The 15,426-nt window shown below is 50.3% G+C and carries 14 protein-coding genes; 8 read left to right on the top strand and 6 right to left on the bottom strand.

Going from position 1 to position 15,426, the window contains the following annotated elements:
• Positions 1 to 65: 65 nt before the first annotated feature.
• The 3 genes from FIM25_RS00790 to FIM25_RS00780 form a co-directional block, all read right to left on the bottom strand.
• The gene (locus tag FIM25_RS00790; protein ID WP_139445177.1) at positions 66 to 656 is read right to left on the bottom strand and encodes a cytochrome b/b6 domain-containing protein; all 591 of its coding nucleotides are present in this window, start codon (positions 654 to 656) and stop codon (positions 66 to 68) included.
• The gene (locus tag FIM25_RS00785) at positions 653 to 2,221 is read right to left on the bottom strand and encodes a tetrathionate reductase family octaheme c-type cytochrome (RefSeq protein WP_246051934.1); all 1,569 of its coding nucleotides are present in this window, start codon (positions 2,219 to 2,221) and stop codon (positions 653 to 655) included. Before FIM25_RS00785 ends, FIM25_RS00790 begins: the two co-directional genes overlap by 4 nt.
• 365 nt (positions 2,222 to 2,586) lie before the next feature.
• The gene (locus FIM25_RS00780; protein ID WP_179953063.1) at positions 2,587 to 4,107 is read right to left on the bottom strand and encodes a SpoIID/LytB domain-containing protein; all 1,521 of its coding nucleotides are present in this window, start codon (positions 4,105 to 4,107) and stop codon (positions 2,587 to 2,589) included.
• Positions 4,108 to 4,249: 142 nt separating this feature from the next.
• On the opposite strand from FIM25_RS00780, the gene FIM25_RS00775 reads away from it, so the two are divergent.
• The 4 genes from FIM25_RS00775 to FIM25_RS00760 all read left to right on the top strand — a co-directional run bounded on the left by FIM25_RS00775 (position 4,250) and on the right by FIM25_RS00760 (position 7,759).
• Positions 4,250 to 5,029, top strand: coding sequence for an MlaE family ABC transporter permease (locus FIM25_RS00775; RefSeq protein ID WP_179953062.1), 780 nt, complete (start codon positions 4,250 to 4,252; stop codon positions 5,027 to 5,029).
• On the top strand, positions 5,022 to 5,696 hold the full coding sequence (locus FIM25_RS00770; protein WP_139445170.1) for a P-loop NTPase family protein: 675 nt from the start codon (positions 5,022 to 5,024) through the stop codon (positions 5,694 to 5,696). The genes FIM25_RS00775 and FIM25_RS00770 overlap by 8 nt, the downstream gene beginning before the upstream one ends.
• Before the next feature lie 16 nt (positions 5,697 to 5,712).
• On the top strand, positions 5,713 to 6,723 hold the full coding sequence (locus FIM25_RS00765; RefSeq protein WP_139445168.1) for an MlaD family protein: 1,011 nt from the start codon (positions 5,713 to 5,715) through the stop codon (positions 6,721 to 6,723).
• Positions 6,724 to 7,108: 385 nt separating this feature from the next.
• Positions 7,109 to 7,759 carry a lysophospholipid acyltransferase family protein gene (locus FIM25_RS00760; RefSeq protein WP_139445166.1) on the top strand — a complete coding sequence of 217 codons (651 nt, stop codon included), beginning with the start codon at positions 7,109 to 7,111 and terminating at the stop codon, positions 7,757 to 7,759.
• 199 nt (positions 7,760 to 7,958) lie between these two features.
• Here FIM25_RS00760 and hisD read toward each other — a convergent pair whose 3' ends face one another.
• A complete protein-coding gene (gene hisD / locus FIM25_RS00755; protein ID WP_139445164.1) occupies positions 7,959 to 9,263 on the bottom strand; it encodes a histidinol dehydrogenase in 1,305 nt (434 codons plus the stop codon).
• A gap of 217 nt (positions 9,264 to 9,480) precedes the next feature.
• Between hisD and serC the strand changes: the two genes are divergently transcribed.
• The 3 genes from serC to FIM25_RS00740 all read left to right on the top strand — a co-directional run bounded on the left by serC (position 9,481) and on the right by FIM25_RS00740 (position 11,285).
• A complete protein-coding gene (serC, locus tag FIM25_RS00750; RefSeq protein ID WP_139445162.1) occupies positions 9,481 to 10,569 on the top strand; it encodes a 3-phosphoserine/phosphohydroxythreonine transaminase in 1,089 nt (362 codons plus the stop codon).
• Positions 10,570 to 10,717: 148 nt separating this feature from the next.
• Positions 10,718 to 10,996, top strand: a complete 279-nt coding sequence (locus tag FIM25_RS00745) for a type II toxin-antitoxin system Phd/YefM family antitoxin (protein ID WP_139445160.1) — start codon at positions 10,718 to 10,720, stop codon at positions 10,994 to 10,996.
• Positions 10,983 to 11,285 carry a Txe/YoeB family addiction module toxin gene (locus FIM25_RS00740; RefSeq protein ID WP_342774306.1) on the top strand — a complete coding sequence of 101 codons (303 nt, stop codon included), beginning with the start codon at positions 10,983 to 10,985 and terminating at the stop codon, positions 11,283 to 11,285. The genes FIM25_RS00745 and FIM25_RS00740 overlap by 14 nt, the downstream gene beginning before the upstream one ends.
• A gap of 107 nt (positions 11,286 to 11,392) precedes the next feature.
• Here the strand turns inward: FIM25_RS00740 and FIM25_RS00735 are convergent, their stop codons facing one another.
• On the bottom strand, positions 11,393 to 12,742 hold the full coding sequence (locus FIM25_RS00735; protein ID WP_139445155.1) for an acetyl-CoA hydrolase/transferase family protein: 1,350 nt from the start codon (positions 12,740 to 12,742) through the stop codon (positions 11,393 to 11,395).
• A gap of 390 nt (positions 12,743 to 13,132) precedes the next feature.
• On the bottom strand, positions 13,133 to 13,981 hold the full coding sequence (locus FIM25_RS00730) for a flagellin (RefSeq protein ID WP_139445153.1): 849 nt from the start codon (positions 13,979 to 13,981) through the stop codon (positions 13,133 to 13,135).
• 127 nt (positions 13,982 to 14,108) lie between these two features.
• Between FIM25_RS00730 and FIM25_RS00725 the strand changes: the two genes are divergently transcribed.
• The gene (locus FIM25_RS00725; protein ID WP_139445151.1) at positions 14,109 to 15,323 is read left to right on the top strand and encodes an L-lactate MFS transporter; all 1,215 of its coding nucleotides are present in this window, start codon (positions 14,109 to 14,111) and stop codon (positions 15,321 to 15,323) included.
• Positions 15,324 to 15,426: the final 103 nt, after the last annotated feature.

The following is a 15,426-nucleotide window of genomic DNA, read 5'->3' as shown; positions in this document are numbered from 1 at the left end:
TGTATTATACCATTGCCTGTTTTGCTGCAATGCCCATGTCCTGAAGTCCTTTCATCAGTAAGACTTCACGGTGCCTCTTCCCAGCCTGTGATCATGGCCTTGAGATGGGCAAAGGGAGTGTGCCCTGTGGTTATCATGTACACATGGATCACAAGAAAGATCAGAAAGAGAAAGGCCCCCGCCACATGCACAAAGGCCAGAAGGCCAAGGTCCATGGAAAAACCGAAAAGATGCCAGTCGTTATAGGTCCAGTACAAAAGCCCTGTCACCACCTGAACAGGTACAATAACCAGGGCAACACCAAGATAAGTGAGACGCTGCAGGGGGTTGTGTTTGGCCTCAGGAGTTTTGGCAACGGGATGGGCTTCTCCTTTGAAAATGCCCAGAAGATAGTAGCGGGCCACAGCAAAAAGTTTACGGGTAGTGGGAACATAGTGCCGCCATTCTCCCGTGGTGGCCTCCCAGAATATAATAAAGGCAAAAAGAATCAGCCAGGCAATGCCCAGGCGGTTGTGCCAGATGACAGCATTATAAAAATCCGGCCATGGCAGATCGCCGTGGACGGCAAAGCCTGTCCATAAAAGCCCGCAGATGAGAAGAGCCTGAGCCCAGTGCCAGAAACGCTCAAAACGTGTATAAAGGTATATTTTTTTCATTTTTTCCCTCCAAGACCTGTGATACGGAGACAGGCATGAAGCCCCACACCCAGCAGTGCAAGGGCTGTCAGAATCCATCCCGCCACCGACAGGGGGCCGCCGCTGTCACGACCCGGAATATATACCCCCGAAATACCCGCAAGACGGCTGCCTTCACGGACATGGCATTCGCTGCAGGAAAGGGCCTGATCCTTTGGCATCACCATATGGGTAATGGGATAGCGGAAGGTGCTTTCCACAAAACCCACCTCTCCACTGAAGGGCAGCCCCCTTGAAGCCATTCCCTTTTCAATGGATACCACCCAGTCAAAGTCAGACCAATAGGCTCCGCTGCCCTTGGGGCCGAAAAGTTTTGGAAAAACAAGGGTGTTCAGTTCTGCGTCATAGGGCTGAACGCCCCTGTGAACCTTGAAGGGATAGATCCTTGCATTGGGATCACCTGGTTTTGTATCCAGATAATTCACGCCAATAACAGTATCCGGATCAATGGTGTCCGTGACCAGAGTATTACGGATCACGCCCTTGAACCATGCATACTCAGGGATAACATTTTCCGCCCATTCAAAGACACCCTTCTGACTGTCATAAACAGGTCTCCCAAGATCCCCGGCTACTTTATAGGGTTTTCCATCCTTCAGCTTCCCTGCCTCAGACCAGTCCCAGAGCATTTTTGTAGGCACACCGCCCCTGGCATAGCTTGGAATATGGCAGGTCTGACAGGCCACCTTGTCCGTATGATCATTGAGCTTGGGGATTTCTAAATGGGGGCTGCTACCATGGCAGGCGATGCAGGTGATACGGGAAGCCAGATCATCCTCTATCAGACTTTTATGCTCTTCCACGGCTGGTGTCTGATAACAGCGGCCGCTGATTCTGTGGGCCACGGTGGTATGGCAGCGCACACAGGCAAAACCACCACCATCTTCGGACATGTGCACATCCAGCTCCCTTGGCGGATAAAAAAGAGAGGAATCCAGATCTCCGTGCTTGACCCCGTCACCACCTCCACCGTAAAAATGACAGGTTCCGCAGTTTTCCCTGCCCGGCCTTGACACACTCTGGGCAACGGCATTCCAGTCCGGAGGCTCATACAGCTCACCGCTGGCCGGAAAGCGGGTGGGTTTTTCCACAGGGTTCCCTGCTGCCGTGGGATATTTTTTATAGCTACCCGTCTGTTCATGGCAAACCAGACAGTCAATGTTCTCTTCCTTTGAAAAATCAAAGGAATCATCCTTCCAGCCGTAGCCTGCATGGCAGGAAGTGCATCGGGTTTCGTTTTCAGGGATACTGATACAGTAGTTGTTCATGGAAAGCCCAGCCTTACCCAGCTTCCCATCCCCGGATTCCGGACAGATCCAGGTCCAGTGAATGGTTTTCATAAACTGGCTTCCCGCCTCATTGTGACAGCTCAGGCAGGCCTGTGTCACCTCCGGACCGGATGCAAATTCCTTTTTCAGCTGTTCAAAGCGGCTGTGATCCGCTGTACTCACAGGGGCGGCAGCCCAGCCCGGTACTGTAATCATCCAGACAAAGGTCAGTATCCATATGGCACACTTTTTTTTCATTCCTACCTCCAGGCACATGAAATTGGTGGATATTTCCTTTCAGGAGGCCTGCACAGGTAAAAGGTTACAATTATTAGCATCAAAATCTTTTTTCCCCTGAACAAGTTCCTGGAGATTACAAACCACAACTGTCATACAATTTGCCGAAGCATTTATTTTTCCTTTTAACCCCTGCATAAAATCCTATTATTACAAACAAAACTCTGAAATGATCCACAAAAAAATCATACAAATTGCAAAATAAAGATTCTCTTGGGAGGTGAAATAAAATACAGCCAGTTATCTACTGTGTGAACCATAATATTTCGGGTCAAAATGAAAGAAAAAGCATTGGAAACAACGAAAGCATCTGTTTTATGCAGCTGTTATTCCATCTTCCCCCGATGAAGATGAGGATAATAAAAATCCAGAATCTCTCTGTAACTTTTGCCCGCCTCCGCCATCCTTCTGGCCCCCCACTGACTCATACCCACACCGTGACCAAAACCCTTCCCCTGAAAGTGAAAAGCCCCCCTTTCATGGCGCAGGGTAAAATCTGTGCTTTTCAGGGTCATGGGACCCACGCGGGTACGGAAACGGCCTGCAGGCATGCGCAGATCCCCCCGACTGCCTTTGAAAATAAGAAAATGCACCCTACCCGAAGGCGTTTTACCCTCCAAACGAATTTCCAAAATGCGGCCAAGATTCCGAAGTTCAGGCAAAAACTGAACCAGCTCCCTTTCCGTAAAAGAACATTCCCAGAAATCGTTGGGTGTATTGCGACTCCATGGGTCTGAAACAGCCCTCAGGTAGGGCAATTCCCCTCCCCAGAGAATTTCAGCAGACTCCGTGAAACCGCCACTGTCCGCATGAAAAGCTGTCAAAGCCGCCTGACCGGCCCATACCAGCACTTCTCCCCTTGTGGCTTCCACAGCGGCACTGCTTCTTGCATCCTCCCGCTCCGTGGAGAAAACCTGGGAACGGACATCGGACTTCACATCATAGGCTTCATAGGCCCTTTCTCTCATATGGTGGAGGGCATAGGTTCTGGCTGCCACAGCCTGAGCCTTCAGGGCTTCGGCAGGCCAGAACGGGGGCATTTCCGCAGGCACAACTCCCTTGAGATAACTTTCCATATCCAGCATGTTCACCAGAAGCAAACGTCCGCCTGCGCCACTGACCCGGAGAGTGCCCCGCTGCCTGCAGCCATCCAGGGTGAAGAACTCTCCGCTCTTTTCCACCATCAGGGGCTGACCTGTGACACGGCCATTGAGACGAAGGCTGCCGTCATTTCCCAGCTGCAGGACCACTTTGTCGCCGGAAAAAAGATAGTTCCCCGTCACCATATCCCTTATCCGAAGTTCCTTCCCTATAAGCTGCACACGGTTGGATGCCGCAGAAAGGGCCACACGAATTCCGTCTCCACCCATCAGTAAAGGCTCTTCGCCCTTGAGATAACGCCAGAAAGCACCTGCACTCTCCCTTCTGGGATGATCTGGAAAAAGCGAAACAAATTCCGCAAAGGCCTGAAAAGCCCTCTCCTTATCCCCCCGTTCCATGGCCAGCACAGCTTTTTCAAAGCGGATATCCCCCTGAATACGGGTTCCAGGATATTTTTCCAGCGCCCTGTCCAGCACAACTTCTGCAGCACTAAAATCTTTAAAATAAAAAGAATGAATACGGGCCTCCATCCAGAGGGCCTTTGCCCGGTCTTCGGAGCTTTCAGAAACAGCAGACCAGGACCTCAGTATATGCAGTGCAAGAACCGGCTGCTCCCGGTTCAGGGCAAGGGTGACCTCTTCGGGCATGGCTGCAACAGACAAAGGGCGCAGCAGCAGCAGACACAAAAAAGAGCAGATAAAATAAAACGGAAACTTCCGGACAGTGTTCCCATGAAAAGACATCATCATCTGCACCCTTTTTTCCCTGTAACAAGCCATGTTCCTGAGATTGCCTTATCCATTTCTTTAATGTAGAAAAGAAAATCTAGGGATAATGTTTTTTGGCTTCTTTTACAAGAAACCCGGCATCAAAAAAAGGAAAAGCGCCATGCTGACCTCCATGGTGGGAAAAACAGGACGCCGAACCCTTGCACTGCTGGACTACATGACCCGCATTTTTGCCCTGTTCTGGCGGCTGCTGCACCTAAGCCTTTTTCGCCAGAAAGAAGGCCGTATAATGGTACGCAGAGGCATTGTAGAGCAGGTCTATTTCACGGCGGTTCAGGCCCTGCCCATTATCATACCCATAGCCCTCATTGTGGGCATACCAACCATCCTGCAACTGGCCGTTCTTTCCGGCCAGCAGGAAGCAGGACGCATTGCAGTCATCCTCGTGGTAAGGGAACTTGGCCCCATACTCACCGCCCTTGTGGTAACCCTGAGATCCGCCACGGCCGTAACCATTGAACTGGGCTACATGAGTGTACTCAAAGAAATCGAAGCACTGGAAATGGCAGGCATAGACCCCCTTCGGCTGATCTGTCTTCCACGCCTTGTGGGTATCACAGTGGCCATTGTCTGCCTTTTTGTCGTTTTTAATCTGGTGGCCATTGCTGGCAGCTATGTACTGATTTTAACCTTTACGGAAGCCAATATTTCCCAGTTTCTTATCAGTTTCAGTCAGGCCATTACAGGCATTGATATCATCGCAAGCTTCATCAAGGCCTTCTCCTTTGGCATCATCATTTCTTTAGTCTGTATCTACAGAGGGCTTTCCTGCCACAGTAACTTCACATGGATTGCCATCAATACGTCCAAAGCTTCCATGGAAAGCTTTTTCTTCTGCCTTGTGGCCAATATTTTCATCACGGTGGTTTTTTATGGATGAGGTTCAGGGTTTTTCCATACAACTTAAAAACATACACCTTTCCACGGGCAGTCTGGAACCCTTTTCCTTTGACCTTGCTCCGGGGGATGTCTGCGAGATTCAGTCGGACTCTTCGGATAATGCAAGGCTGATACTCAAGCTGCTGGCAACACTGGAACGTCCTGCGGAAGGGCTCTTCATGCTGGACGGGAATGAACTGGACTTTTCCCATTACCAGTCACTTCTGCCCGTAAAAAGGCGGATTGCCTGCATCACAACGGATGCTGCCCTCATAACCAACCGAAGCCTGCAGGAAAACATTCTCATCGGCAAAGCCTGGTATAACAACACCATGCAACCGGACATGCCGCCCCTGTGCCGGGATCTCTGCCGCAAATTCTGCATCGAAGACAAGCTGCACCTGCGGCCTGCAGCCACAAGCCCCATGGAACAGCGGGCTGCCATTGCCGTACGGGGCCTTGCCAAATCCCCCCGCCTTATCCTTGTGGAAAGACCCGAGGATTTTGTGGGAAGGCGGAGAAAATCCCTTTTTCTGGAGGCCTTAAAAAACTTCAGCAAAAGCGGAGCTTCCCTTGTATTCTGGAGCGATGACTCAGAAACCGGCAGGGGCTGGACTACCCGGAAATGGCTTCTGGAAGAGGGCAGCTTCCGGGAAATAAGGCTCTAAAGAGGAGAATAATAATATGGATCTGGAATTCAGCCGCAGAGAACGTGTGGTGGGTACCTTTGTGGTGGCCATTATGGTGCTGCTGCTATCAAGCCTTTTCATCCTTGGCAGGGGAAAAGGCTGGTTTGAAAGGCACATCAGCTACCATACAATTTTTGCGGAAAGCTACAACCTGCAGCGGGGAGCCGCTGTAAAACTCTTCAATACGGATGTGGGCCGGGTACGCAGGGTAACAGTCAAGGGTGAGCATGTCCGGGTGGATCTGGACATACTGGAAGCCTACAGCTCCCGCATCCGTGAAGATACCATGGCCACCGTGGAAAGCCCGACACTCATAGGCTCGGAATATGTGTCCATACGCACGGCAGGCCGCAGTGATGCCCCCCTTGTTCCCCATGGCGGAGAAATTTTCTCCCAGGAAAGAAAATCCATATCTGACCTCATTGCGGAATTTGAGATAGAAAAAACCGCAAAAATGGTCATAGGAGCTGTGCAGGATCTTTCGGAAATGACAAGCGCGTTCCGTGACCCCAAGGGTCCGGTCTTCACCGCCATGGACACGGTGAATCTTATTTTAATGGAATTACAGGAAGGAAAAGGTACCCTTGGCTCCATTCTGAAGTCCCGTGAACTGATGGAAGAAATCCATGCCCGCATGGCAGAGGTCAGTGCCATCCTTGCCCATGTGGAAGAAGCTGCGGGCAAAACCCCTGAAAGCGTGGATCTTGTCAATGAGAATCTGGCTCAACTAAAGGTCATGGGAGAACGCCTGAACAAAGATATGGACACCATCATGGAGGGGCTGCATGGGGAGCTGGACAAAATTTCCCGCATGATAGATGATATTGCCACAGCAGGACATGATGTGCCCGCCATAACATCAAACGCCCGGTCCGGCATACAGGAAGTTCGTGAAACCCTCCGGGAGCTGGACAAGGTAGTAACTTCCGTCCAGAAAAACGTTCTCATCAGGGGCAATATTCCGCAGGAAGCACCGGGGATGGCCCTGGAAGCGGACGGCAGATAAAAATTAAAAAAGGACGCAACTGCCCAGCACATTTCAAGCTGAAACATTGCATTTTAATTTCAATGCCTTGGCTCTAACAAAAGACAATCGGGCTGTTTGTGAGTGACATTGCAATCGTTTCGGATCAGAGCTTCGCAGGCCTGTGCGAAAGAAGCGGCAAACTGTCTGAGCCGCCACAAAGGCAGCGTGCTTAAGCCTGCCATGGTAATCAAAATGCTTATCCTGCCTGTGGCGGGGAGTTTTTGCCGCTTCCGCACAGGGCAAGAAGATCCCGAATAAGATTGCGTCACGAACAAATGGTCCGGTTGTCTATGCACCAGATTAAAGATATTCAATTTGCCAAAGAAAAATAGTGCTGAATAATTCGAATGAAAAAAGGATACTCATGAAAGCCATAAGAAAACAGCTGGGCAACCCCGTACTCGCCATAGTTATTTTATTCATCATCCGCCTCATCAGTGCCACCTACCGCTACAGAACCAGAGGGCTGGATAAGGTAATGACAAGGCTTGAAAAGGGTGAAAAAATTCTCATCTGCCAGTGGCACCAGCAGTTTTTTCCTGCCATTGCCCGCTATGGCAGGTGGTTCAACCGTTTTAAACCGGGGCTGATGATCAGCCGGAGTGAAGACGGCAGAATCATCGCCAATGTGGCAGAGCGGGTCGGCTGGCATACGGTACGGGGATCTTCCACACGGGGAGGCAGTGAAGCCATGGCGGAGATGATCGCCCACATCCGCAGAACCGGACTGGGGGGGCACATACTGGATGGTCCCACAGGACCCATAGGCATCGTTAAACCCGGAGCCATCCGCATTGCCCAGCAAAGCGAAGCCCTGCTCCTGCCCGTACTGCTTATAGCAGAAAAACGCTGGCAGGCCGAAAGCTGGGATCGCTTTGTCATCCCCAAACCCTTTTCCACTGTCATTCTCAGCTTTGAAGAGCCCCTGAACCCGCCGGATATGGACGCAGACCCGGAAAGCTTTGAAGTGGTAAGAAAGACCCTGGAGGAAAGAATGCGGCCTGAGCTTTACTGATTTGCAGGCTCCGCTTTACGGGTGCGGGCAGTCTCTAAGGTCTTTAGGGTCCTTAATGAAGGCAAGCACCTGAGGCCTGCCGAGTTTAGAGCCTTTAAGATATTTAAAAAAGACCGTGAGGGTAAAAGATGTTGTAGGGGCAGGCCCCTGTGCCTGCCCGCAGACAGGCGCAAGGTATCTTTATTTGCATACCAGCAGATCAACCCTTTTCCAGCCGCACCCGCACCGAATGGGCGTGGGCCTCAAGGCCCTCAATGCCTGCAAGATGCATCACATCTTCGGCTTCCTTCATAAAAGCATCCCTTGTATAGGATATCAGGCTGGATTTTTTCACAAAATGATCCACTCCAAGGGCAGAGGCAAAACGGGCAGTGCCTGCCGTAGGAAGCACATGGTTGGGTCCTGCAATATAGTCCCCCATGGGTTCCGGCGTATGGGTGCCGCAGAAAATGGCTCCGGCATTACGGACCTTTCCTATCCAGGAAAGGGGGTCTTCCATGAGCAGCTCCAGATGTTCCGGGGCCAAACGGTTGGAAACATCAAAGGCCTGCTCCAGGGTATCCACCACAAGGATGGCTCCGAAATCCCGCAGGGAAGCTTCCGCCGTATCCTTTCTGGGAAGGTTTGCCAGCTGCTTTTCCAGCTCAGCCAGCACCTCTTTGGCAAAGGCGGCATCCGTTGTCACCAGAATGGCCGAAGCCATGGTGTCATGCTCCGCCTGGGAAAGAAGATCGGCGGCAGCATAGGCGGCAGGAGCTTTTCCGTCACTGATCACAAGTATTTCCGAAGGACCGGCTATCATGTCTATGCCCACCATGCCGGAAACCAGCTTCTTAGCCAAAGTCACCCAGATATTGCCCGGTCCCACAATCACATCCACCCTGGGGACCTGCTCCGTTCCCCAGGCCATGGCAGCAATGCCCCAGGCACTTCCAGCCCGGATAACCGCATCCATACCCACTTTGCGGGCCGCCACCAGAAGATGGGGGTTCACGGAACCATCCGCCATGGGCGGCGTTGTCATGATAACCTTCTTCACACCGGCAATACGGGCGGGAATTCCCCCCATTAGTACGGAAGAAACCAGCGGCGTCATACCTCCGGTGGCTCCGGGAACATAAACCCCTGCCGCATCCACGGGCTTCACAAGCTGGCCCAGCATAACTCCGTCTCTGGGGGTATCAATCCAGGAATTCTGCACCTGTCTTCTGTGAAAGGATGCTATCTGCTCCACGGCCCTGTCCAGTGCCTTCATAAAAGCAGGATTGACCATTTTTTCTGCGGCATCTATCTCCACTTCCGTCACGCAGAGGGCATGGGCCGACAGATCCGGTGCATCAAAACGGCGGGTATATTCCAAAACCGCCTCGTCTCCCCTTGTGCGGACATCCTCAAGAATACGGGCCACCTGGGCTGTCATTTCTTCCGTTTCTCCAAGGCCTCTGGCCACAATGGCCTGAAGCCTCGCTTCGGCTTCAGCCGAAGGATATTTCAGCATTTCCATATCTAAAACTCCCGATAACCAGACAGGTTAAAATTTCACCATTTTAAATGAGCTTATACACTAAAGCTTTCATAACACAGGAAAGGCTTTAAGGTAAGACTATGCACACAGGATAAATGGGTATTGACAAGTTTTTTTCATCCGGGGATAAACGGCAGGCATGCAAAGGCAAAAAACTGAAAAAAAACAAATCTCCATCCCGAAAGGGGGTTTTTCCATGACAGAGCGTATCCACAATTTCAACCCCGGCCCCGCAGCCCTGCCCCTTTCCGTGCTGGAGGAAGTGCAGGCGGAAATGCTGAATTTCAAGAATTCAGGTATGTCTATTCTGGAAATCAGCCATCGCTCGGATCTCTTCGCTGAGGTGCTGGCAAGTGCCAGAAACAGGGCCAAAAGACTTTTAAATCTGCCGGACAACTACCGTGTGCTTTTTATTCAGGGCGGTGCCAGCCTGCAGTTTGCCATGGCACCCATGAACTTTCTGGGTCCCGATGACAGGGCGGATTACATAAACACAGGCACCTGGGCCACCAAAGCCTTTGAACAGGCCTCTCTTCTGGGGAAAAAGGTCCGTTATGCCGCATCTTCCGAAGAAAAAGCCTTTTCCTTTATTCCAAAAAACGCAGATTTTGACCCAAAAGCCCGCTATGTGCACATCACATCCAACAACACCATACGGGGTACCCAGTGGCAGCATTATCCGGATACGGGAGAAATGCCTCTGGTTTGCGACATGTGCTCTGATATTTTCAGCAGGCCCGTACCCGTGGAAAAATTCGGCCTCATATATGCGGGAGCCCAGAAAAATCTTGGACCTTCCGGCCTTACGCTGGTCATTATCCGGGAAGATATGCTGCACTGGAATCCCGATGCCGTCATGCCCACCCTAATGCGATACAAAACCTATTCCGACCACTATTCCATGTACAATACTCCACCCTGCTTCGGCATATATGTTGCAGAAAAGGTCATGGCCTGGCTGGAAAATGAGATCGGTGGACTTGAAAAAATGGCAGCCCTTAACAGGGCCAAAGCAGAACGCCTTTATCAGGCTCTGGATGCCACGGACTTTTATCAGGGCACAGCAGAAAAAGAAGACCGCTCCCTGATGAATGTCACCTTCCGGCTAAAAAACACGGAACTTGAGCCTGTATTCATCAAGGAAGCCCTGAACGCAGGCTTAAGCGGACTCAAGGGACACAAAAGTGTGGGCGGGTGCAGGGCATCCCTTTACAATGCCACGGGCATGGATGCCGTGGAAAGTCTTCTGGCATTTATGAAAGATTTTGAAAAAAGAAAGGGCTGAAAAAATCAGGTTACGGATAAGGGCATAGCAAAGCCAAGAAATTAAATCAGCTGACATCGGCAGAAGCAATCATCAGGCAGGCCGATATATTGACACATCTGCACAGCATAAGTACTGTTATCGTGTACATTATACAGGGAGGCAGACAATGACCATACAGACAACATATACTCAGGCCCGTGCAGGCCTTGCGTCTTTACTGGATACAGTCACGGATAACCGGGAAATTGTCATTATTCAGCGCCGTGGGCGGGAAGATGTTGCCATGATAAGTGCCAACGAGCTTTCCGGCGTGCTGGAAACCGCTCATCTTCTCAGATCCCCTAAAAACGCAGCAAGACTTCTTAAAAGCCTTGAAAGAGTCCGTGAAAATTCCGGCTCTCCTCAGAGAATCGATGATCTGAGAAAAGAGGTTGGTCTTGGGTAAAAAGGGAAAGCTTCCATCTCATACCCAAAAACCTAAAGAATCCGTATTCCAGCCGGAATTCAGAGAAGATCTAAGGTATTGGGTGGAAACGGATCGGAAAACCGCTCTCCGGATTTTTCAGCTGATCGAAGCCGTTATGAGAGACCCTTTTCAAGGTATCGGTAAGCCGGAACCCCTCAAATTCTTAGGCTCCGGTGTCTGGTCGCGCAGGATCACACAGGAACATCGGCTGGTTTATGTTGTTACCCATGATAAAATAGACTTTGTGCAGGCAAAATATCATTACTGAAGCTGAGAACTGCGTCTTTTCAGTCATCTGGATCTGAGCCCAATATATCAGGGGCACCCGTGAAGGGTGCCCATACAAGTACAGAATTTAATCCCTGTAATCAAAATTTATGCATCGTGCTTGTTGCTGTTCACCCAGATTTTCATCTTATCGGCTTCTTTGATCAGTTCATCCCTGAAATCCGGATGGGCCAAATTAATCAGCTCCTCGGCCCGCTGCCAGGTGGATTTACCCTTGAGCATGGCAATGCCATACTCCGTAGCCACATAATGGGTGATGGACCTTGGCACCGTGACAATGGCTCCGGGTTTCAGTGTGGGGACAATCCGGGACTTCAGGGTGCCATCCTTGTCCGTGTAAGTGGAAGTCAGGGCAATGATTCCTTTGCCGCCTTTGGAATTGAAAGCTCCGAAAATAAAGTCAAACTGCCCGCCGGTACCGGAAATCTGACGGTATCCCGAAGATTCTGAGCAGACCTGAGAAAAGAGATCCACCTCAACGGCATTGTTTATGGCAACCACCTTGGGATTAAGGGCCACAATCCTCGGATCATTGACATAATTGACAGGGTAGGATGCGCCTGCAGGGTTCAGGTGCAGAAAGTCATAGAGTTTTTTTGTACCCATGGCAAAGGTGTAGGCCATCTTGAAATGATCAATATTCTTCTTCCTTCCCGTCACCCTTCCTGACTCATAAAGATCCACACAGGAATCCACCAGCATTTCCGTGTGGATACCGATATCCTTCAGATCACTTGCTGCGATCATCTCACCAATAAGATTGGGCAGGCCGCCGATGCCCAGCTGAAGGGTGGCACCATCTTCAATTTCCTTGAGAATGTGTGTGGCAATTTCCCGGTCGACATCTTTGCCCGGTGCAGGCGGCACCTCAATCAGGGGGAAATTACTGCCTTCCACTATGTAATCCACCTTGGACACATGGATGGACTCAAAATTACCGCCCATGCAGTAGGGAACATTTTCATTGATCTCCACCACAATTTTCTTTGCCTTGCTAAGATTGGCTCCGGTCACGGAATTGGCAAGGCCGAAATTGAGAAACCCGTTTTTGTCCATGGGGGCTGTGGTAATGAAAGCCACATCGGGCTGGATGTATTTTCTTATGAACCTCGGACTCTGGTGATAGGTGATGGGCACATAATTGCAGAGATTCTGATCATGCAGCCGCCTTGAAATGCCGCTGAAATGATAATCTGAAACCACAGCATGCTTCCTCTGGGGATCCTTTTCTATCACCTTGGGAAACTGGGTAAAACATACTCCCCTCACCTCAAGACCGTTCAGCTCGTGGATTCTTTCCGCAAGGGCCTCATCCAGTCTGCGGGGAAAGAGAACAAACTCTCCGTAAAAAACATGGTCACCGGACTTGACGACTTTCACGGCATTTTCCGCACTTGTCAGCTTTGATTTGTATTCATTCATTACATTTACGGCCATGGTTTCTCCTTATAAAAAATCTATTATTTTTTTGTTCCTGCCCGAAAACAAGAACACTAATTCTTAATTATGAAGCAAAATTCATACATCATATTCTGTTTTTTTTAAACTATAAAATCTGAAACTTATATTTTTTTATGTTTAACACTCTAGCTCAGCCATTTTTCCCGGACACCGGCTCAGTACATGAGATGCTTCCCTATAGGAGAAAGACCTTCAGCGGGTATTTTATGGTCAGAGATCACAGAGAATAAGCCTTTACGGATAGCCGTGAGCAGACTCAAGAACTGCCTGCTGTCTTCCAGCATAGAAAAAGGACAGCAGAGCTAGAGCTGTCCTTTCTCATTTTAAATTAATTTATCATATCCACAGATGCGTCAGGCCTCTGGCTTATGCAGCACCCGGCATCAGAATGGAAAATACATTCTCCCGGTTGGCCCGCCCCTGAATCTGGGCAAAAAGACTGGCATTGGTAAGATTTTTTATCCGATTCATATTCATGGATTCTTCGGCAATATCCACATCCCTGATGGAAGATTCCGCAGCAGATGTCTGAACACGGCTGGTGGCAATGCTTCTGATACTGCTTTCCAGCTGATTATGGGCCGAACCCAGATTGGCACGGTTAGCATTAACCTGCCCAAGGGCAGCATCCACAATACCCAGAGCAGTCCTGGCACCTTCTTCTGTGGTCACATCAATATCCGCAACAGTACCAAGATCCGGATCTCCAAGACGGCCGGAATTGACGGCAGAGATGGAAAAGTTTAGTGTCTGGCCCGGCAGGTTTCCTATCTGAAAACTTTTATCCGTAAAAGTTCCGGAAAGGAGGGGCTGATTGTTGAAACGGGTATTGGATGCAATGTCATCCATGGCAGTAACGGCCTTTGAAATATCTGCCTGAATGGCAGTCCTGCTCTCGGTGGACTGACTGGCATTGGCCGCCTGTAGCACCTTTTCCCGGATACCGTGAAGGGTTGCGGATACACCGGACATCCCGCCATCTGCCACCTGGGCAATGCTTATGGCATCGCTGGCATTGCGCATGGCCTGACCGAATCCCCTTGCCTGTGAAGAAAGATTATTGGCAATGGTAAGACCGGAAGCATTATCCGCTGCCTTCTGGATCTGCAGACCGGACCCCATGCGGGAAATGGACGAACCCAGCCCCTGCTGCAAACGGGAAAGCTGGTTTGCCCCGAACATGCCTGTTATGTCTGTATTGAACCGGAGGGTCATGGCGGACCTCCTTTTTTAAAAAAGGTAAAGGTGTCATGCAAAGACCAAACCTTACTTAAAATACTATAAACCTTAGATTTTTAATGTCAATTCTTTCTATTCATATCATAACGGAGAATACAGATTCATGATGGAAAATTTTGAAAAATCCTCCCTTCCCAACCGCTGGCTTGTGGTTGCAGGCTCCCTTCTCATGCAGCTCAGTCTGGGGGCCATTTACACCTGGAGTCTTTTCAACCAGCCCCTTGTGGAAACCTTCGGCTGGTCAGCAGGAGATACGGTATTCACCTTTTCTTTGACCCTGGCCTTCTTTTCTCTGGCTGTTATTGTGGCGGGAAGAATACAGGACAAGGTGGGCCCCCGCAAAGTGGCCATAGCCGGGGGCATCCTGACGGGCCTTGGCGTATCCATGGCAAGCTTTGCCACAAACATCTATTTTCTTTATTTAAGCTATGGTGTGATTGCGGGTATCGGCATCGGAGCCGCCTATGTTACACCCCTTGCCACCTGCTCCAAGTGGTTTCCTGAAAAAAGAGGTCTTATTACAGGCCTTATCCTTGCAGCCTTAGGTCTGGGTGGTATGCTTTTCAAGCCAGTAATTCTTTTTTTCATAGAAAACTACGGCGTTTCCAAAGCCTTTCTCTATCTGGGGCTGATTTATGGCAGCCTTATCGTTGCAGGTGCCATGGCTCTGGTGGTTCCCCCCAAAGGCTACCAGCCGCCGGGCTGGAATCCGCCCGCCCCTGAAAAAGGAAAGTCTGCAAGGCAGGAATTCACACCCCTGCAGGCCATGGCCACGCCCCAGTTCTACATGCTTGTCGTATGGATGTTTTTCGGAGTTTCCGCAGGGCTGATGATAATCAGTGTTGCCGCCAGTATAGGTACGGAAATGGTAGGGCTGAGCCTTGCGGCCGCAGGAAACGCCGTTGTCACCATTTCCCTTTTCAATGCCTTTGGCCGTTTGGGCTGGGGATGGATTTCCGACAGGCTGGGCAGAAAATTTTCCATGCTGGGAATTTTCATACTCCTCAGTGCCGCCATGTTCTATATGGCCCTCATGCCCATGAATTATGCGGGTTTTCTCATGGCAACCTGCGCCGTTGGCTTCAGTTTCGGCGGCCTTGCAGCCATGCTGCCCACCATTACCGCAGAATGGTTCGGCCTTGAAAATGTGGGAAATAATTATGGTGCCATCTTTATCTTCTACGGCCTTGCCGCCCTCATCGCTCCAAGACTGGCCATTGCCATAGGATTTGAAAAGGCCCTTCTGGTTGCAGGATTTGCCTGCCTCGGATGTATCATAACAGCGGCATTTGCCAGGGCACCTGATCACAGGTCATAAGATCATTCAAATTATCCGAATGGAAGATGCCACGAACATACGCCGGGGCATCTTTCCATTATTAACCAAGACAGTTTAATCCCGCCTTGAGCTTAAATCCAAT

Source organism: Desulfobotulus mexicanus, from assembly GCF_006175995.1.
Taxonomy (GTDB): Bacteria; Desulfobacterota; Desulfobacteria; order Desulfobacterales; family ASO4-4; genus Desulfobotulus; species Desulfobotulus mexicanus.
The sequence above is the reverse complement of the archived record's forward strand: the minus strand, read 5'-3'. Positions and strand labels throughout refer to the sequence as shown.